Annotated in this window: 20 protein-coding genes; 14 read left to right on the forward strand and 6 right to left on the reverse strand. The window is 62.2% G+C overall.

The window, feature by feature from the left end; genetic code table 11:
- Positions 1-186: 186 nt before the first annotated feature.
- The 4 genes from ACP151_RS07745 to ACP151_RS07760 all read right to left on the reverse strand — a co-directional run bounded on the left by ACP151_RS07745 (position 187) and on the right by ACP151_RS07760 (position 4,005).
- Positions 187-1,371 (reverse strand): vWA domain-containing protein, encoded by a 1,185-nt coding sequence (locus tag ACP151_RS07745; protein WP_424978308.1) that lies wholly within the window; start codon positions 1,369-1,371, stop codon positions 187-189.
- Between the two features lie 19 nt (positions 1,372-1,390).
- A complete protein-coding gene (locus tag ACP151_RS07750) occupies positions 1,391-1,558 on the reverse strand; it encodes a hypothetical protein (protein WP_424978309.1) in 168 nt (55 codons plus the stop codon).
- Between the two features lie 48 nt (positions 1,559-1,606).
- The gene (locus tag ACP151_RS07755) at positions 1,607-2,971 is read right to left on the reverse strand and encodes a DUF2927 domain-containing protein (RefSeq protein WP_424978392.1); all 1,365 of its coding nucleotides are present in this window, start codon (positions 2,969-2,971) and stop codon (positions 1,607-1,609) included.
- A 194-nt stretch (positions 2,972-3,165) separates the two neighbouring features.
- Complete coding sequence (locus tag ACP151_RS07760) at positions 3,166-4,005, reverse strand: AAA family ATPase (RefSeq protein ID WP_424978310.1); 840 nt, start codon at positions 4,003-4,005, stop codon at positions 3,166-3,168.
- 175 nt (positions 4,006-4,180) lie between these two features.
- On the opposite strand from ACP151_RS07760, the gene dksA reads away from it, so the two are divergent.
- Positions 4,181-4,603: an RNA polymerase-binding protein DksA gene (gene dksA / locus ACP151_RS07765; protein ID WP_424978393.1), complete on the forward strand. Its 423-nt coding sequence runs from the start codon at positions 4,181-4,183 to the stop codon at positions 4,601-4,603.
- Positions 4,604-4,706: 103 nt separating this feature from the next.
- Complete coding sequence (locus ACP151_RS07770; RefSeq protein ID WP_424978311.1) at positions 4,707-5,873, forward strand: FAD-dependent monooxygenase; 1,167 nt, start codon at positions 4,707-4,709, stop codon at positions 5,871-5,873.
- A 120-nt stretch (positions 5,874-5,993) separates the two neighbouring features.
- Here the strand turns inward: ACP151_RS07770 and xth are convergent, their stop codons facing one another.
- Positions 5,994-6,800 carry an exodeoxyribonuclease III gene (gene xth / locus ACP151_RS07775; RefSeq protein ID WP_424978312.1) on the reverse strand — a complete coding sequence of 269 codons (807 nt, stop codon included), beginning with the start codon at positions 6,798-6,800 and terminating at the stop codon, positions 5,994-5,996.
- 275 nt (positions 6,801-7,075) lie between these two features.
- Here xth and ACP151_RS07780 point away from each other — a divergent pair, with 275 nt between their 5' ends.
- From ACP151_RS07780 to ACP151_RS07790, 3 genes are all read left to right on the forward strand, one after another.
- Positions 7,076-7,765 carry a hypothetical protein gene (locus ACP151_RS07780; RefSeq protein ID WP_424978313.1) on the forward strand — a complete coding sequence of 230 codons (690 nt, stop codon included), beginning with the start codon at positions 7,076-7,078 and terminating at the stop codon, positions 7,763-7,765.
- A 97-nt stretch (positions 7,766-7,862) separates the two neighbouring features.
- Complete coding sequence (locus tag ACP151_RS07785; protein WP_424978314.1) at positions 7,863-8,924, forward strand: DUF6902 family protein; 1,062 nt, start codon at positions 7,863-7,865, stop codon at positions 8,922-8,924.
- A complete protein-coding gene (locus tag ACP151_RS07790; protein ID WP_424978315.1) occupies positions 8,924-9,841 on the forward strand; it encodes a DMT family transporter in 918 nt (305 codons plus the stop codon). Before ACP151_RS07785 ends, ACP151_RS07790 begins: the two co-directional genes overlap by 1 nt.
- A gap of 103 nt (positions 9,842-9,944) precedes the next feature.
- Here the strand turns inward: ACP151_RS07790 and ACP151_RS07795 are convergent, their stop codons facing one another.
- A complete protein-coding gene (locus ACP151_RS07795) occupies positions 9,945-10,268 on the reverse strand; it encodes a HesB/IscA family protein (protein ID WP_424978316.1) in 324 nt (107 codons plus the stop codon).
- A gap of 91 nt (positions 10,269-10,359) precedes the next feature.
- Here ACP151_RS07795 and ACP151_RS07800 point away from each other — a divergent pair, with 91 nt between their 5' ends.
- From ACP151_RS07800 to scpB, 9 genes are all read left to right on the forward strand, one after another.
- Positions 10,360-11,511 (forward strand): deoxyguanosinetriphosphate triphosphohydrolase, encoded by a 1,152-nt coding sequence (locus tag ACP151_RS07800; RefSeq protein WP_424978317.1) that lies wholly within the window; start codon positions 10,360-10,362, stop codon positions 11,509-11,511.
- Positions 11,512-11,908: 397 nt separating this feature from the next.
- Entirely contained in the window at positions 11,909-12,307 is a 399-nt protein-coding gene (locus ACP151_RS07805; protein WP_424978318.1) for a GFA family protein, read from the forward strand.
- Positions 12,308-12,446: 139 nt separating this feature from the next.
- The gene (locus tag ACP151_RS07810; RefSeq protein ID WP_424978320.1) at positions 12,447-12,746 is read left to right on the forward strand and encodes a YciI family protein; all 300 of its coding nucleotides are present in this window, start codon (positions 12,447-12,449) and stop codon (positions 12,744-12,746) included.
- The gene (locus ACP151_RS07815; RefSeq protein ID WP_424978321.1) at positions 12,743-13,081 is read left to right on the forward strand and encodes a YciI family protein; all 339 of its coding nucleotides are present in this window, start codon (positions 12,743-12,745) and stop codon (positions 13,079-13,081) included. Before ACP151_RS07810 ends, ACP151_RS07815 begins: the two co-directional genes overlap by 4 nt.
- Before the next feature lie 89 nt (positions 13,082-13,170).
- On the forward strand, positions 13,171-14,916 hold the full coding sequence (argS, locus tag ACP151_RS07820) for an arginine--tRNA ligase (RefSeq protein WP_424978322.1): 1,746 nt from the start codon (positions 13,171-13,173) through the stop codon (positions 14,914-14,916).
- Between the two features lie 117 nt (positions 14,917-15,033).
- Entirely contained in the window at positions 15,034-16,248 is a 1,215-nt protein-coding gene (locus tag ACP151_RS07825) for an SPOR domain-containing protein (RefSeq protein WP_424978323.1), read from the forward strand.
- 125 nt (positions 16,249-16,373) lie between these two features.
- A complete protein-coding gene (nagZ, locus tag ACP151_RS07830) occupies positions 16,374-17,378 on the forward strand; it encodes a beta-N-acetylhexosaminidase (protein WP_424978324.1) in 1,005 nt (334 codons plus the stop codon).
- Complete coding sequence (locus ACP151_RS07835; protein WP_424978325.1) at positions 17,371-18,165, forward strand: segregation and condensation protein A; 795 nt, start codon at positions 17,371-17,373, stop codon at positions 18,163-18,165. The genes nagZ and ACP151_RS07835 overlap by 8 nt, the downstream gene beginning before the upstream one ends.
- On the forward strand, positions 18,165-18,857 hold the full coding sequence (scpB, locus tag ACP151_RS07840) for an SMC-Scp complex subunit ScpB (protein WP_424978326.1): 693 nt from the start codon (positions 18,165-18,167) through the stop codon (positions 18,855-18,857). The genes ACP151_RS07835 and scpB overlap by 1 nt, the downstream gene beginning before the upstream one ends.
- Positions 18,858-18,957 lie beyond the last annotated feature (100 nt).

Raw genomic sequence — 18,957 nt, forward strand, 5'->3', positions numbered from 1 at the left:
CCCGTCCGCGCGGCCTGCATTGAAAATGCCGTCCTTGCAGTTGGGCCCGGCGCCGGACCTGCGGTCCGGCGCGCCTTCTGCCTGTCGGGCAGGCAGAAGGCCATGCCCAAGGCTGCCAAGGAGCGGCGGCGACAGCCGGCGCGCCTGCGGACGCGGGAGAGTTTCCCTGCGTCCTCTATAGGATGTCTAGCGTGTCAGCTCGCGCATGCCGCGTTCCAGGCCGTCTAGGGTCATCGGAACCATCCGGTTTTCAAAGATCTCGCGGATCATGCCGATGGAATGGGTGTAGTCCCAATATTTCTCCGGCACCGGGTTGATCCAAAGGTTCGATGCCCAGGCTTCGCGCGCGCGCTGTAGCCAGACCTGGCCTGTTTCCTCGTTCCAATGCTCATTGGCGCCGCCGGGATAGGCGATTTCATAGGGCGACATCGACGCATCGCCCACAAAGATACATTTGTAATCCGGCCCGTAGGTGCGCAGCACCTCATGGGTGGGGGTCTTCTCGTTCCAGCGCCGCCGGTTGTCGCGCCAGACACCTTCGTACAGGCAATTGTGGAAGTAGTAGTATTCCAGATGCTTGAATTCAGTGCGGGCAGCTGAAAACAGCTCCTGCACCACCTGGATATGAGGGTCCATAGAGCCGCCAACATCCAGGAACAGCAGCACCTTTACCGCATTGTGCCGTTGGGGCCGGGTTTTCACGTCCAGATAGCCGTGTTCGGCGGTGGAGCGGATGGTGCCGTCCAGATCCAGTTCGTCCTGCGCCCCCTCGCGCACCCAGCGGCGCAGGCGTTTCAGGGCGACTTTGATGTTGCGGGTGCCAAGCTCCACATCGCCGTCGAGGTTTTTGAACTCGCGCTTGTCCCAGACCTTGACCGCGCGCTGGTGGCGGCTTTGGTCTTGTCCGATGCGCACGCCCTCAGGGTTATAGCCATAGGCGCCAAATGGCGACGTGCCCGCTGTCCCGATCCACTTGTTGCCACCCTGATGGCGGCCCTGTTGTTCCTTCAGCCGCTCCTTCAGCGTCTCCATCAGCGCCTCAAAGCCGCCAAGCGCCTCGATCTCGGCTTTCTCCTCGGCGCTCAGATGTTTTTCGGCCATCTTGCGCAGCCAGTCTTCGGGAAGGTCCACGGCCTCCATCACCGCCTCTGCCGGGATCGCCTCCAGCCCTTCAAAGGTGGCGGCAAAGGCGCGGTCGAACTTGTCGATATTGCGCTCATCCTTCACCATCGCGGCGCGGGCGAGGAAATAGAAGGCCTCGATGTCATAGGTGGCCAGCCCTGCCTTCATCGCCTCGAGAAAGGTCAGATACTCGCGCAGGGAAACCGGAATGGCCGCTTTGCGCAGGTTTTCAAAGAAAGGCTGGAACATTGCGGGCCTCGGTCAGCAGTTACGCCAGCACCCGGTGTGCCAAAATGGTTGCCAGCAGGCCGAGAATACCAAAAACGATGGCATAAACAGCCCCGTATTGCAGCATGTCCAGGGTGTTGCCGCCACGTTTGCGGGCCTTCAGGGCGCCAATCAGGCCGCCTAGCAGAACGCCGATGATTACGATCATGGTTCTATCCGTCTGTTGTCTTGCAGGATCAGTTTCTTGCGGGCAGCGTCAGGAGCCGGAGGAAGGGCGCAATGCGGCGACTTCCTCCATCCGGGCCTCGACCACCCAATCCGGGCCAAAGCCGTAGCGCGCCCAACCCAGGCTGTCCAGCCTGACCCGCCGCGCTTCGACCATTCTGCCTGTCAGCTCCAGCGCCTCTGCTTGCAGCATCAGCAGCGTCGACAGCAGGGCTGCATTCTCATGCGTGGCGGCGGCCGCAACCGCGGGCTTCAGCCGCGCCAGCGCCGAGTCGCCATTGCCGGTGGCCACGTCATAGGCAGCCAGGTGGATTGTCAGCTTGGCCTGATGAATTTCGGTGCCGGGAATTGCCCGCAGAAATGTTTGCGCGGTCAGGAAATGCTGCAGCGCCAGTTCTGGCTCACGGATATGCAGCATCCGGCCCAGGGTGTAATGGCTCAGCGCGCGGCGATGGTCGCGCCAGCCCAGATCGCGGGCGATTTCGGCGGCCCTGTTTGCTGCGCGCAGCCGCTCCCGCAGGGAGGTTTGCGGCCCCAGTGCCTTTTCATAAGCCGCTGCCCAGGCCCGTGGCGTCTGGGGCAGGCCAGAGGCCGTGCCCCGGGCGCCGCGCGGGTTCAGCCGGGTCAGAATGGCAGGCAGGCGGGCCGCGACCTGCTCCCGCGTCATGCCGGTTTGCAGCTCTGGTGCATAGGTTGCCTGCAGGATCAGCATATCAAAGCCGGTCAGAACAGCATGCATATTGTCATCGTTGAAGATCGAATCCGGCAGCCGGTACAGATCATTCAGCGGCCCGATTGCCTGTGCCAGCTCCTCGTGCAGACAGTCGCGCACCTCCTGCGGGCTGGTATCGTTGGGGATGAACACCGCCAGCCGTTCCCGTTTGCGCAGCAGCGCCCAATTGGTGCGCGGGCTGCGCCGGTTGCGCCGGTATTCCGCCAGCGAGGAAACATTGGGGACCACGAAACAGGCCGCCTTGGGCAGGGCCCGGCGGATGTCACTGCGTGGCACCAGCTGGATGGTGACGCCGGCCTCTTCTTTGGCAGTCTGGCGGATAGGGATCCCGGCCTCTGACCGCAGGCGCACAAACAGCGCGTTCAACTCACGGCTGAAGCCGGGCGGCGGCGCGCCGGCGACCCGCACAGTGATCGGGGTTTCAAACCGGGTGAATTGGGGCAGGGTGCTGCCGCCCTCGAGCTGGAAATGCAGGTCCAGAAAGTCGCGGGTGATTTCGGAATTGGACCGCCGGGGGGCTTGCGGCTGGGGCGTGGTGAACACCTTGACCGGCGGCAGGGTCAGCGGTGCGGCCGCCGCCCGGCTGGGAGCTTCTGCACGCGGCGAGGCGGCGGTGCAGGCGCTCAGGACCAGCGCAGCCGCAAGGCCTGCGGCCGCCGTCAGCCGTCGCCGCCCGCTGCGGCGGGGGGGCTGTTTTGGATCAGATGCGGTTTTCGCGGGCACTCAGGCGTCTCCCTAGCGGCCCGGCTGCGTCAGCCCGGCCCTGTTCCCTCTGATAGGGGAATGCGGTGGCAATTTGAAGCGAAACAGACCAGCGGCTTGCAAGGCTTCTGCCGCCGGTGCTGTCAGGTCGCAGGTCAGCGCCGCCCGCGCGCCATAAAGGCGAGCCGCTCAAACAGATGCACGTCCTGCTCATTCTTCAGCAGCGCCCCATGCAGCTTGGGCAAAGCGTTTGCACCGTCGCGTGCGATGTCCTCCGGGCTCAGGTCCTCGGCCAGCAGCAGTTTCAGCCAGTCGATCACCTCAGAGGTGGAGGGCTTTTTCTTCAGCCCCTGCGTTTCGCGGATTTCATAGAACTGCGTCAGCGCCGCAGTCAGCAGCGCCTCCTTGATGCCTGGATGGTGCACTTCGACGATCTTTTTCATCGTCTCCGCATCCGGAAAGCGAATGTAGTGGAAAAAGCAGCGGCGCAGGAATGCGTCCGGCAGTTCTTTTTCGTTGTTGGAGGTAATGATCATCACTGGCCGGTGCCGGGCCCGGATGGTCTCTCCGGTCTCGTAGACATGGAACTCCATCTTGTCGAGCTCCTGCAGCAGGTCATTCGGGAACTCGATATCCGCCTTGTCGATCTCATCGATCAGCAACACGACTTTTTCGCCAGCCTCGAATGCTTCCCACAGTTTGCCCTTCTTGATGTAGTTCTTCACATCATGCACGCGCTCCTCGCCCAGCTGGCTGTCGCGCAGGCGGCTGACGGCATCGTATTCGTACAGGCCCTGTTGGGCGCGGGTGGTGGATTTCACGTTCCACTCGATCATCCGCAGGCCCAAGGCATCGGCCACCTGCTTGGCCAGCTCGGTTTTGCCGGTGCCGGGCTCGCCTTTGACCAGCAATGGCCGCTCCAGCGTCACCGCCGCATTCACTGCCACCTTTAGATCTTCGGTTGCAACATATTCCTTAGTGCCCTGAAATCGCATATCTTTCCCGCATCAACCTTGGTTGCCGTCTTGTTATCACAGTTTTAACCAAACCGCGCCACTATTGTGTAGTGACATTCCTGCCTTATAGGGATAAACGCTGCGGCAGAGGGGGAGCCAAAGTGTTGAGGTACAGTTTATGACCAGCATGATGGGCCAGACCGAAGGAGCCGAAATGAAGCAAGAAGTGTTTCTGCCGGATGACTACCGCCCGGCCGAAGATGAGCCGTTCATGAATGATCGGCAGACTGAGTATTTTCGACGTAAGCTATTGGAATGGAAGCAAGATCTTCTGGCGGATACCCGCGACACGATTGAGGGGCTGCAGGACGGCACCCGAAATATTCCCGATGTCGCCGACCGTGCCAGCGAAGAGACCGACCGCGCACTGGAACTGCGCACCCGCGACCGCCAGCGCAAGCTTGTCGCCAAGATAGACTCGGCGCTGCGCCGCATCGACGAAGGCGAATACGGCTACTGCGAAGTGACCGGCGATCCGATCTCGCTGAAACGTCTGGATGCGCGCCCGATCGCCACCATGAGCCTGGAAGCGCAGGAGCGTCACGAGCGCCGTGAAAAGGTCCACCGTGACGATTGACCGCTGAGATCAGCGGCGAAAACGCAAAAATCATAAACGCCGGGCCTTTTGCTCCGGCGTTTTTTGTTCCATTTGAGGCGGGCGGAGAATCTGCGGGAGCCCCATGGACCTCAAAGGCCTGAAAATAACCGTCATCGGCGCCGGCATTGGCGGCCTGGCAGCAGCGCTGGCGCTGCGCCGTTTCGGAGCATCTGTCACGGTGCTGGAACAGGCTGAGGCGATCACCGAGGTGGGCGCAGGACTGCAGATCACTCCCAATGGCGTGCACGTGATGAAGGCGTTGGGGCTGGCGGATGATCTGGCCTGGAGCGCGCAGCGCGCCCGTGCCGTAGTGCTGCGCGGACACCGCCGCGGCAATCAGGTGTTGCGGCTGGATCTTGATGAATATGCGGCCGGGCTGCCGTATTACTTCGTGCACCGGTCTGATCTGATTGGCATTCTGGCTGGTGCCGCCCGGCGCGAAGGGGTGCAGGTGCGGCTGCTGCAAAGGGTGGACCGTGTGCAGCCGGGGCCGCAGCCGTTGGTGCATCTGGTGAATGGCGCGCAATGCGGTGGCGATCTGCTGGTGGGGGCTGACGGGCTGCATTCAAAGACCCGGGTGGCCTTGAATGGCGAACGCAAACCCTTCTTTACCGGCCAGGTCGCCTGGCGCGCGATAGTACCCAATCACCTGAAGCTGCCACCAGAGGCGCAGGTCTTCATGGGGCCGGGGCGTCATCTGGTGGCTTATCCGCTGCGCGATGGCAGCCTGGTAAACCTGGTTGCAGTGCAAGAGCGCCGGGCCTGGGCTGAGGAAGGCTGGAATTTCAAGGATGACCCGGCCAATCTGCGCGCCGCTTTCGCGGGGTTTGGCGGCACCGCTGCGGCGCTGCTGGAGACCGTGGAAGAGGTGTTGCTGTGGGGGCTGTTCCGTCACCCGGTGGCAGACCGCTGGCACGGTGAACACATTGCCATCCTGGGCGATGCGGCCCATCCGACGTTGCCCTTTATGGCGCAGGGCGCCAATCTGGCGCTAGAGGATGCCTGGGTTCTGGCGCGCTCCCTGCAGGAAGCTGCGGGGATGAGCTCTGGTCTGGCAATGTATCAGGCGCGCCGCCGCGAGCGGGCGCAGAATGTGGTGCAGGCCGCCAGCCGCAATGCCTGGAAATACCATTTGCGCGCGCCGCTGTCCTGGCCTGCGCATCAGGTGCTGAAACTGGGCGGCCGTTTTGCGCCTGATCGGATGGTCAGCCAGTTTGACTGGATCTACCGCCACGATGTCACCGCCTGAAGCGGGCCAATCCCAAAGGCAAAACCGGGCAAAAGAGGCTCCCGCCCGCTGCTGCGCCATTAAAAATGACGCAGCATCCGTTGGGCCGGGCGCCGCGCCAGGGCGCGGCGCGGGCTGCGCCTAGATGTCCAGCTCGACCCAGACCGGCACATGGTCGGAAGGCTTTTCTCGGCCGCGGACATCCTTGTCGATCTGGCAATCCTTCAGCAGATCGGCAGCCTGCGGTGTCAGCAGGAAATGATCGATGCGGATGCCGTCATCCCGGTTCCAGGCCCCGGCCTGGTAGTCCCAGAAAGAATAGTGCCCCGGCCCCGCGTGGCGGGCGCGGAAGGCCTCGGTAAAGCCCAGGTTTACAATCCGTTGATACGCTGCACGGCTTTCCGGGCGGTGCAGAGCATCCTCGCGCCAGGCCTCCGGGCGTTTGGCGTCCTCGGCTTGCGGGATGATGTTGTAATCCCCGGCCATCAGCGCGGGCATTTCTGCAGCCATCAGCGCAGCGGCGCGGGCCCTTAGCCGTTCCATCCAGGACAGTTTGTATGCGTATTTGCCACCCGCCACCGGGCTGCCGTCTGCCTCCAGTTCAACCGGGTTGCCATTGGGCAGGTAAAGGCCGCAGATGCGGATCGCCTGCTTGCCGACCACAGTCGCCTCGATCCAACGCGCCTGTTCGTCGCTGTCGTCGCCGGGCAGCCCGCGCATCACATCCTCCAGCGGCAGTTTCGATAGGATCGCTACGCCGTTAAAGCTCTTTTGCCCATGGGTTTCGACGTTATAGCCGCGCTCTTCGAAGATCTCGCGCGGAAAGGCCTCATCCACCGATTTTATTTCCTGCAGCACCACCACATCGGGCTCGGCCTCATCCAGCCAGTCCGGAAGCGCCTGTGCGCGGGCCTTGATGCCATTGATATTGAATGTGGCGATTTTCATGGCGTGTCTCCGGCGCAGATTGCTTTCGTCCAGCCGACCTATCGCTGAACCGGCGCCCCGAGGCAAGCCCGGGGCGCGAATCCTGCCCCGCCTGTGCCGCGGCGATTCGTTTCGTTTTGCATAAGTGAAAAGTACCCCTGAGGTTGAGTATATTTATTTTGCGGTAATATGCGTGTGCATAATGTGGTGAATATCCTGTGGGTTAATTGAATTAATTGAAATTGCACAGAAAATAACAGCTTGAAGTTAATGTAATCGAATCTGCAAAATGCAATGTGAAATTGCATTTTTTGTTTGCGCTGCGCGGCATCCGTGCCAGCGTCGAGGAGCCTTTTGTCCTAAATGAATGGGGTTCTGACATGACTGCTCAGCGTAAAATCCAGACTATCCGCGCAACCCGCCCGACCGCAGGCGCCAGCCTGTTTGCAGGAGATGCAACAGAGATGTATTCCTCTGGTTCGGCACCTGAATGCACTTCGGATCTGTCCGGAGGGGACGGCGTTTCACTGTTCTCTTCCGGCTCGGCACCGCAGATGGCTGACAGCTGGGCAGGCGGTGAAACCGGGCTGTTCTCCAGCGGCTCAGCCCCTGTGGCCCACAGTGAAACTGCAGCTGGTGACCTGATTGAGATGTTCTCTTCTGGCTCTGCACCTGTTTTGCAATCTGAGATTGCGGAAGGGGATTTGACGGAAATGTATTCTTCCGGTTCAGCGCCGACGGCGGACAGCGAAACAGCCTTCGGTGGTCTGACGGAAATGTTCTCTTCGGGTTCAGCCCCCGCCGCGCGGGCAGAAACCGGTGCGGGCGAGGGCGTGGAAATGTTCTCCTCCGGGTCCGCTCCAGCCGCCGCGGCAGAGGCCGGTTCCGGCGAAGGCACGCATCTGTTCTCTTCCGGATCGGCTCCGGCAGCAGAAGCCCGCACCAGTGCAGGCGACGCGACCCGGCTGTTTTCCTCCGGCAGCTGACCGGGGCGGGGCCGGCATCCCGCCCGGCCCCTGACCTAAGGCGGCCCCGGAAACCGGGCCGCCTCCGCCGCGCCGCTATTCCCTGCAGGAGGTTTTTATGGCCCAGATCATCCCGTTTTTCTCGCCCGCCGCCCGCCAGTCCCGGTCAGCCGCGCATACCGCGCTGATTGGCAGCTTTGCGGCGCATCGGCGCACACAGGAGGACGTGTTCTGGCTCAAGGAAAACGCCGAATTGTTGAATATTCTGGAATGCACCGGGGCAAATGTTGCCGCTGAGGCCCTGGCGCCGTTGCAGGGGTTCTACGACGGCGCGGCGCGGCACATCAGTTTTTTCCGTCAGTATTACCGCTTTATCCTGTCGATTTGCCTGGATCTGGAGGATCTGGGGATGCCCGGAGACACCGGCGCGCAGCTGGCGGATTGGGTTCAGGCTGAAGGACTGGCACGAGCAGAGCTGTCGGATCTTCAACGCGCCGAAGCGCGGCGGCTGCTGGCGCGGCGTGAAATCTGCTTGCGCGATGATGGGCTGGACGACCGGCTGCGTGCATTTATCAGCCGCCCGGAAACCTTTGCCATTCCAAACAAGAAAGCGGCTTATGAGCTGACTCACATCGTTTTCTACCTGTCGGAATATGGCCGCCGCGACCCGCAGTTGCCGCAGGCCGCACTGACCAGCCTGGAATTTGCCGGCCTGGTGGCCTTCCTTGATCAGAACGCCGATTTGCTGGCAGAGATCTGTATCGCGTTGCGCTATGGCGGGCAGCGGCCGCCGGCCGCCTGGGAGGCCTGGCTTGATAGGCAGGTTTCCGCCTTTACTCTATCTGAAGGCGAATCTTCTAGACTTCATGATTCTTATCACGAGTATTTTGTTGCTAACTGGCTCATGATTCTGTCGGGGCGATCCGCGTTCCGGCAGGCCGTTCCCGCAGGGGGCGTGCATGTGTCAGCGGTGCAGGGAGGAAGTATTTTGAAGAGCCTTTCAGAAGCCGTTTTTGATGCCGGAATGGCCCGTTCGGGCTGGGGCTCTGTCAAGGCGCGGGCCGAGACCATGTTGAATGAGGAAGAGCACGGTCTGCTGTGCGTAGCTGAGCGCAGTTGCGCCGGATTTGCGCATTTCTTTGAAGGATTTGCCCGTGCGGGCAGTGCGGGGGCGGCGTGATGGGCTGTTCACGCAACCAGGCACTGGGCGGGGCGCTTTTGGTGGTGGCTTATTCCGGGTTGATTGCCTCTGCTGACGGGATCACCAAGCTGCTGGCCGGCCAGTATGCGGCGGCACAGCTTTATGCGCTGTCGGGGGCTATGGTTGCGGGCTTTTGCCTGCTGGCCGACCGGATGCCCCGTTTGCGCAGCGGCTTTCGCACCCGTTGCCCGCGGGCAATGGCGCTGCGGTCCGTGGCGACACTTGTTGCAGCTGTATGTTTTTTCTACGCCTTCCGGTTGCTGCCTTTTGCGGAGGTGTTTGTGTTCATCGGGCTGATGCCACTCTTGGCTGGTGCGATGTCCGGACTGGTGCTTAAGGAGCCGGTGCGCCCAGCGGCGTGGATGGCGCTGATGGCAGGTTTTGCCGGCGTGCTGTTCCTGCTGCCTCATGGCGGCGACGGGGGGCATCTTGCAACAGGGCATCTGGTGGCTTTTGCGGCGGTTGTTTCCGGCACGTTTTCAATGACCATGGCGCGGTTTATCGGCCGCTATGAAAGCAATGCGCTGGCGCAGGTGTTCTATCCGAACATCACGCTGTGCGGCGCGATGCTGGTGGCGCTGCCATTTGTCTGGATACCGATGCCACTGACCGATGTGGCCTGGGCGGCAGCCTATGCGTTCCTTTTATTCGGCGCGCGCTGGTTGCTGGTGGTGGCCCTACGGCTGCTGGCCTCTTATGCGGTGACGCCGCTGATGAATTTGCAGTTCATCTGGATGGCCGTCATCGGTGCGGTATTTTTCGGTGAGTTCCCGCCGGCCTCCACTTATATCGGCGGCGCAATCGTCATCGCCTCCGGTCTCTATCTGGTCTGGGATCAGTTCGGACCGGCGATGAACCGGTTGCGCAGTCCCGGGCGGTTGCAGACCGATCCGTAGTAGGCAACTGCGATCCGCCGCCCTGGCAACACCACCCCTGCAACGCCGTCCGTGCAAAGGGGGGCGAAATTGCCAGGCAACGCCGCGCCCGAAAACATCCAGCTTACATGGAGAACGAGGTGCCGCAGCCGCAGCTGGAGGTCGCGTTGGGGTTCTCGATGGTGAAGCGGGCGCCGATCAGCTCTTCCGTGAAATCGATCACCGCGTTTTCCAGAAACGGCAGCGAGACGCTGTCGATCACCACCTTCTCGCCCTGGCTCTCGAGCACCAGATCGTCATCTTTCGCCGCATCCAGAGCAATCTCGTACTGAAAACCAGAACAGCCGCCGCCTTCCACTGCGACTCGCAGCGCCTGGCCCTGATTTGCAGCGCCAATTTCGGCCAGCCGGGCAAAGGCGCGGTCTGTGACTTTCGGGGGCAGGTTCATCAGCTTTCTCCACGGGCGTAGGTTGCAGCGCAAAGCTTTATATAGAAAGGTGCACGTCAAGCGGCAAGATTGGTAGGGGAAAAGATTTCATATGCATGCGCCTTATGCCACGATGCCGGACCGCAGCCGCGGGCGGCAGGTGCCGGAGGAGGAAAGCTCCTTCCGTTCCCCTTATCAGCGCGACCGCGACCGGATCATCCATGCCAGCGCCTTTCGGCGGCTGAAGCACAAGACCCAGGTGTTCGTGGAGCATGAGGGCGACAATTACCGCACCCGGCTGACCCATTCGATCGAAGTGGGGCAGGTGGGGCGGACAATTGCCGGCGCATTGGGGCTGAACCAGGAACTGACCGAAGCGGTGGCACTTGCGCATGATCTGGGCCATACGCCGTTCGGCCACACCGGCGAAGACGCGCTGCATGCGCTGATGGCACCTTTTGGGGGCTTTGACCACAATGCCCAGGCGATCCGTATTGTGACCTGTCTGGAACGCCACTACGCCGGGTTTGATGGTTTGAACCTCACCTGGGAAACCCTTGAAGCCATTGCCAAACACAATGGTCCGGTGGTCGGGGAGCTGCCCTGGGCCTTGGCGGAATGCAATGCGGCCACCGACCTCGAACTGCACACCCATGCCAGCGCCGAGGCGCAGGTGGCGGCGTTGTCGGATGACATCGCCTATAGCAACCACGATTTGCATGATGCGCTGCGGGCCGGGTTGTTTACGGATGATGATCTGGCGCGGCTGCCGCTTTTGGATCAGGCCTATGGCGAGGTGGACCGGCTGTACCCCGGACTGGATCCGAACCGCCGCCGGCATGAGGCATTGCGCCGTTTTTTCGGGGTGATGGTGGAGGATGTGATCACCACGGCCCGGACCCTGCTGGCAGAGACCGGCGTGCAAAGCGTTGAGGACGTGCGGGCGCTGGATCATCCAGTGGTGCAGTTCTCGCCGCAGATCTGGGAGGGGCTGAAGGAAATCCGCGCCTTCCTGTTCACCCGCATGTACCGCGCGCCTCCGGTGATGGAAAAACGGGCCAAGGTCGCCAAGGTGGTGGAGGCGCTGTTTCCCTATTTCCTGGACAGCCCACAGGACATGCCACAGCGCTGGCACGCCGAGATTGCGGCCGCACAGGACCGCACCGCGCTGGCGCGGATCGTGTCGGACTATATTGCCGGCATGACCGACCGCTTTGCCCTGCAGCTGCATGAGCGGCTGATCGGGGTGAAGGTCGAGGTTTGAACGGCTCCAGCTGCCGCCGTCTTGACTGTATTTCTGCCTGCGTGTGTCCTGTCTGCATGCCTTTCAATGGGCGATGAAAGATGGCGGCGTGGCCAACAAAGGCTGAGAGTAGGGCCGGAACGCCAGCGCATCCCGGAGCGGTGAAAATCTTCAGCCATCTGACGCCTCTGCACTTCTTGCGAGGGTGGGCAGGGGGCGGCTGGTCTCCTGTTTGACACGGGGTGCCAGACCCGCGCCTTGGGCTGCAGCGGGGGGCTGTGGCATAATCTGGTTAAGACCTGCAAAGCGGGGCGTGCGGTGCAAATGGTCTGTGCGCAACGCATTGCGATGGCTTGCTTTGCGTCAAATGTTCACTTAATGTTCCCACCAAATTCGGATGTACAGAAGGACTGCCGGAATGATTGAAGGAAGCTGCTGCTGTGGTGCTGTCAGGTTTGAATTGCTGGCGCAGCCCGGCCTGATGGGCACTTGCCATTGCGCGCGCTGCCGCAAGGCCGGAGCCAGCACCATTGTCTTTGTGAAGCAGGGCGATCTGCGCTGGATTGCGGGCAGGGAGGAAGTGGCGCTGTATCAGCCCGCGCCACCTTACAAATACGGCCGCTGCTTCTGCCGGACGTGCGGCAGCTCGCTGGGAGAGATCCTGTCGGAGGAGGAGAGCTTCCCGATTGCCGCAAATGCGCTGAACGGGGGGCTGGAGGTGCGCAACAGCTTTCATGAATTTGTGGGCGAAAAACCCGACTGGTACGAAATCTGTGACGGTGCAAAACAGTCGGACGGGCATCCGGCCCAGGTTTGACAGCGCAGGGTCGGCGGGTTGCCCGCCCTGCGTGCCATGTGATTTCTCAAATTGGCTGTAACCCGTGCTATGATCTGGCCCTATGATGCTGCGGCGCGTCGACGGTATCCGCGATAGGAGGCAAAACGAGGGGAAAGCCATGGCACGCTGGACCGTCACATTCACGGACAAGCCCGAAATGGACCGGGTGCGCAGCGACAGGAAGCGGCGCGAGGCGCATATCGCCTTTGTGCGATCGCGGCCTGAGCTGCAGATCGGCGGTGCGCTGGCGATGCGCCCGATGCAGGACTTCCCCGGTGCGATCTGGAACGTGGAGGCCGAAACCCGCCAGGATGTGGAACGGCTGATCCTGCAGGACCCGTACTATGTGGCCTCGCTGCGTACTTACAAGATCACTGAATGGGGCACCGCCTCGGCGATTCAGGGGATGCTGTCATGACCGCATCAGAACAGGCCAACAGTACAGCCCCCGGGCTGACACGCTGGGCCGTTCTGTTCCGCGATGCGCCGGAAATGATGGAGATGCGGGCTGACAAGGCCCGGCGCGACGCACATGTCGCCTATGTCGAGAACCACCCAGAACTGAGGATCGGTGGCGGGCTGAAACCGGATGTTGACAGCGACTTCTGCGGTGCTCTGTGGATTGTCGAGGCGAAGGACCGGATAGAGGTGGAACACTTGATCCATGGCGATCCGTTCTACGTACCTGCTTTGCGCGCCTATGAAATATTTACCTGGGGCAAGATACTGGAAGACCGCACCGCGGTTCTTTGACTGGCCTGAGCAGGGGGAGAGTCCACACAAGTGTTGACCCTCTGGCTAGGCATGATAAGCCGCAAAGTCGAACCATTGGGACGCCAGATATGAACCTCTTTACCGATATCCGCTCGCTTGTGATTGACAGCCTGACCGCCATGACCGGCGAAGGCGCGCTGCCCGAGGGGCTCGATTTCGCCAATGTGGCGGTGGAGCCGCCGCGTGATGCGGCCCATGGCGACATGGCAACCAATGCGGCGATGGTGCTGGCCAAGCCCGCCAAGATGAAGCCGCGCGACATTGCCGAGGCACTGGCGGCCAAACTGGCTACAGACGGGCGGATCACCAGCGCAGAGGTCGCAGGCCCCGGTTTTCTGAACCTGCGCCTTGCATCCGGCATCTGGCAGGAGGTTCTGAAATCGGTCCTGGACGCAGGCACGGATTTCGGTCGCTCAGCGATGGGCGCGGGCAAACGCGTGAATGTGGAATATGTCTCTGCCAACCCGACCGGCCCTTTGCATGTGGGCCATACCCGCGGCGCGGTGTTTGGCGATGCACTGGCGTCGCTGCTGGCCTATGCCGGCTATGACGTCACCCGCGAATATTACATCAACGACGGTGGCGGCCAGGTTGATGTGCTGGCCCGTTCCGTCTACCTGCGCTATCTGGAGGCGCACGGGCAGGAAGTGGCCTTTGCCGACGGTACCTATCCGGGCGACTATCTGGTCCCAGTCGGGCAGGCGCTGAAGGACAAAGTGGGTGAGGCTTATGTCGGCAAGGGCGAAGACGTCTGGCTGGCGGAAGTGCGCGAGTTCTCCACCGATGCGATGATGGAGCTGATCCGTCAGGACCTGGCCCAGCTGGGTATCCAGATGGATGTCTTCTACTCGGAAAAATCTCTCTATGGCACTGGCAAAATCGAAGCGGCGCTGAAGGCGCTGGAAGCCAAGGGGCTGATCTACCAGGGCGTGCTGGAACCGCCGAAGGGCAAGAAGCCCGACGATTGGGAGCCGCGCGAGCAGACGTTGTTCAAATCCACCGACCATGGCGACGACGTTGACCGGGCGGTCAAGAAATCCGATGGCGCCTGGACCTATTTCGCGCCCGACATCGCCTATCACTACGACAAGGTGGAGCGCGGCTTTGACGAGCTGATCGACATCTTCGGCGCCGACCATGGCGGGTATGTCAAGCGGATGAAGGCGGCGGTGTCGGCACTGTCCGACGGCAAGGTGCCGCTGGACATCAAGCTGTGCCAGCTGGTGAAGCTGTTCAAGGACGGCCAGGAATTCAAGATGTCCAAACGGGCAGGGACCTTTGTCACCCTGCGCGACGTGGTGGATGCGGTGGGCGCCGATGTGACCCGCTTCATGCTGCTGACCCGCAAGAACGACCAGGGCTTCGACTTCGACCTCGACAAGGCGCTGGAGCAGTCCAAGGACAATCCGGTGTTCTATGTGCAATACGCCAATGCGCGGATCTGTTCGACCCTGCGCAAAGCGGGCGAGCAGGGCATTGCTGCGGATGATGCCGCCCTGAACGCCGCCGACCTCAGCCTGATTGCCGATCCGGCGCAGTTGGCAGTGGCCAAGAAGCTGGCCGAATGGCCGCGCCAGGTGGAAATCGCCGCCCGTACCAACGAACCGCATCGGATCGCCTTCTATCTCTACGACCTCGCCTCCGAGCTGCACGGGCTCTACCACCTCGGCAAATCGGACAAAAGTTTACGTTTTGTTAACGAGAGCAGCCAATCGGCAACACATGCGAATTTGGCGCTGGCCCGGGCTGTTTCCGTTGTCATTTCCGCTGGTCTTGGTATTCTTGGCGTCAAACCGGCAGAAGAGATGCGATAACCCTTGGGGCACCAGCCTTTGCGGGTATAAATCACACATTCCGCCGGACTGAGGCAGTTCAAGAGACCTGGTACGCAGCGCTGAACCGCGCTGCCAATCCGGGCAGTGAGGCGGATAATGGCGTATTTTGCGCAGGCGGGCCAGGGGCGCGCCTATTCACAGGGTGGTGGCCGACAACAGGACACCGCAACTGGTGGCTCTGACGGGGCGCGGTACTCCGAACAACATTATTCCAATCAGCCCTATGTCGGCCAGCAGTACACCGGGCCAGGCGCCGAGCCGGATTATGGCTATGCAGATCCCGCCTATGGCTATCAGCCAGAGCAGCAGGACGCCGACAGTGATACTTATGCAGCCTATGCTGCGGCTCCGGCCTCTTTGCCGGTTCGGTTTTCCAAAAGCCTGAGCATTCTTGGCGCCGTGGCTTCCGTCGCGCTGGTCGCCGGTGTTGGTATCTGGGGCTACAAGCTGGTGATGCGCGACGTAAGCGGCGTGCCGGTGGTGCGGGCTTCCGAAGGGCCGATGCGTGAACAGCCGGTGAACCCTGGCGGCAGCCAGGCCGATCATCAGGGACTAGCTGTGAATGCGGTGGCGGCCAGCGGCAGCGCCGAAGCGCCCGCCGACCGGTTGACGCTGGCGCCCTCAGCCATTGAGCTGACCGAAGATGACAAGCCCCTGCCGGAACTGGCGGCAGAAGCGGCAGCGGTTGCGGAGCTGCCCGAAGTCCCGGCAGAACCTGCTTCGCCTTCGGTTCTCGGCAGCGAATCCGGTGTCAGCGCAGAAGCGGTGGCCTCTTTCGAGAACGGGGATATCAATGCGCTGGTGGCAGAGCTTGCGCGCGAGGCAGAGGCGCAGCCTGCGGCAGTACCCGCCGCTGCAGCTGCCCCGGCCATCGTGCAGCCAGCACCGCTGCAGTCGGCGCTTGCCGCGGCGGCGCCGTCTTCGAAGCTGCTGAATGCACCGGGAATAAAAGTTTCGCTGCGGCCATCGGCCCGCCCCGCCAGGTTCAGCCCGGCGCCGGCTGCGGCTGCACCTGCTGTGCGGGCGGGAACTGTGGATGTGGATCCCGCAGCCCTGGAGGCAGGCACACGTCTGGCCCAGCTTGGCGCCTATGAAAGCCCCGAGGTGGCGCGGGCGGAATGGGACCGTATCAGCGCCCGCTTCCCGGAGTATCTGGGCACCAAGCAGCGGGTGATTCAGCGCGCCGAAAGCGGCGGACGGACCTTTTACCGGCTGCGGGCAATGGGGTTTGACGGGCTGTCTGATGCCCGCCGGTTCTGCTCGGCACTGGTGGCCGGGAATGCAGATTGTATTCCTGTAACCACCCGGTAAGGATGCAAGTGGGATACTTCTGTTGCCCGCAGGCGCCGGGCAATGCCCGCCGTTTCTTCCCCGGCGGGCAGATGGCATCCTGAAGTGGGTGCTGTGTTCCAGGGACAAAACAGCAGGGGACGGTCGTGACCTACGGAGCCACTATCTTAGACGCCGAAGGGGTGCGGCTGACAGCGGATGAAAAAGCCTTCTTCCGCGACGCAGATCCCTTTGGTTTCATCCTGTTTGCCCGCAACCTGGACACGCCGGGCCAGATCCAGGCGCTGTGCAGCGAGTTCCGCGAGGCAGTGGGGCGCAATTGCCTGATTACCATCGATCAGGAAGGCGGGCGGGTGCAGCGGCTGCGCAAACCGCTGGCGCGCAATTGGCGCCCGCCGCTGGAGCAGGTCCAGCTGGCTGGCGAAGACGCGGTTCGGTCAATGTATCTGCGCTACCGCCTGATAGCACATGAGCTGAATACACTGGGTATCGACAGCAACTGCGCGCCGATTGCCGATATCGCCACTATGGAAACGCATGAGTTTCTAAAGAACCGCTGCTATGGCACCAACGCCCAAACGGTGGCGCGCATTGCCCGCGCCGTGGCGACCGCGCATCTGGACGGCGGTGTGCTGCCTGTGCTCAAGCATATTCCCGGCCATGGCCGTGCAACCGCTGACAGCCATTTGGATCTGCCACATGTGACGAGCCACCCGGACGATCTGGAACAGAGTGACTTTACCGCCTTTGCAGCTCTCAACGATCTGCCGCTGGGGATGACTGCGCATCTTGTCTATGACGCATATGATGACCGACCGGCCACGATCTCTCCGGTGATGATGCAGCTGATCCGCGCGCAGATCGGCTTTGACGGGCTGATCATGACCGATGACATCTCGATGAAGGCGCTGCAGGGCACGCCTGCTGACAACGCCGCAGCGGCGATTGCCGCTGGTTGCGATGTGGTGCTTTATTGCAATGCGCCGCTTGAAGACCGTATCAGAGTCGCCGAAGCCGCAGGCGCCATGAATGCAGCGGCACAGACCCGCGCAGACCGCGCCCTGGACGCCCGCAAACCGCCCGTCGCCCTTGACATTTTGGGCGCCGAAAGAGAACTTGCCGCCCTCATGGGCGGGCAGGTGTATGGCTGAGCAGACACTCTTTTCAGAAGCAGACACGACTGTTGAGGAACGGCTGGCGGCCGAAGCTCTGATCGTGGATGTGGACGGGTTCGAAGGCCCGCTGGACCTGCTGCTGACCCTGTCGCGCACCCAGAAAGTCGATCTGCGCCGGATTTCCGTGCTGGATCTGGCCAAGCAGTATCTGGCCTTTGTCGAAAAGGCCAAGGAACTGCGCATTGAACTGGCCGCCGACTATCTGGTGATGGCAGCCTGGCTGGCGTTCCTGAAATCCCGCCTGCTGCTGCCCCCGGACCCAACCGAGGAAGGCCCCTCGGGTGAGGAACTGGCCGCGCATCTGGCCTTCCAGCTGGAGCGGCTGCAGGCCATGCGTGACGCGTCTGCACGGCTGATGGCGCGCGATCGGCTGGGCCGGGACTTCTTTGCCCGCGGCGAAGAAGAGAGCGTCGCCAGGATCAAGACCGTTACCTATTCCGCCAACCTCCTGGACCTGATGCAGGCCTATGCCCGCATCCGCACCAAGGAAGATTTCCGCCCCTTCGTGATGGACCGGGATTCGGTCTTCACCATGGAGGAAGCGCTGGACCGGATGCGCCATCTGCTTGGCTTTACCGGCGACTGGACTGATCTCATCAGCTATTTGCCGGACGGCTGGCACAGCGACCCGGTCAAACGGCGGTCAGCCACGGCGGCGACCTTTGCGGCCTCGTTGCAGCTGGTCAAGGAAGGCAAGGCCGAACTGCGCCAAAGCGAAACATTTGCGCCCATCCAGCTGCGCAGCCTCGACGAGGAACACTGATGGAAGATCAGATCATGGACGGCCATAACACATCGGGGCCGCAGGCCTCAGGCCGTACCGAAAACGACACCCTGTTCGACGCGCCGCCGATGGCGGAGCAGGAGCGCATGGTCGAAGCCGTGCTGTTTGCCAGCGCCGAGCCGGTGACGCTGCGGGATCTGGAAGGGCGCATGCCGCCCGGCTGCAACCCGCGCGAGGCGCTGGAACACCTGCGCAAGCGGTATGAAGGGCGCGGCGTGCGGGTGGTGCGGCTGGGCGATGCCTGGGCAATCCGCACAGCCCCCGATCTAGGGTTTCTGATGCAAAAGGAAACCACAGAGCTGCGCAAGCTGAGCCGCGCCGCCATCGAAACCCTGGCCATCGTCGCCTATCACCAGCCGGTGACCCGCACCGAGATCGAAGAGATCCGCGGCGTGTCGGTGTCGCGCGGCACCATTGACCAGCTGATGGAGATGGACTGGATTCGCCTGGGCCGCCGCCGCATGACGCCTGGCCGCCCGGTAACCTTTGTGGTGACGCCGGATTTCCTGGACCACTTCGGCCTCGAAAGTGCCCGCGACCTGCCGGGGCTCAAGGAGCTGCGCGCCGCGGGCTTGCTGGAGAGCCGGCCACCGCCGGGCGCCTTTGTGATGGGCCAGGGGGATGACGGCGACGAAGAGCCGGAGGAACAGGCGGAACTGTTCGAGGAGTGACGCTGCCGGTGCTCGCTTACACAATCGTGTCTGCCCGGGCGCGCTCCGGGGCTGTTCTGCGCCCCGGAATTGCCTAAATTAACCTATAAGACACCTGGCA

The sequence above is a fragment of the Leisingera sp. S232 genome (assembly GCF_049800895.1).
Lineage (GTDB): Bacteria > Pseudomonadota > Alphaproteobacteria > Rhodobacterales > Rhodobacteraceae > Leisingera.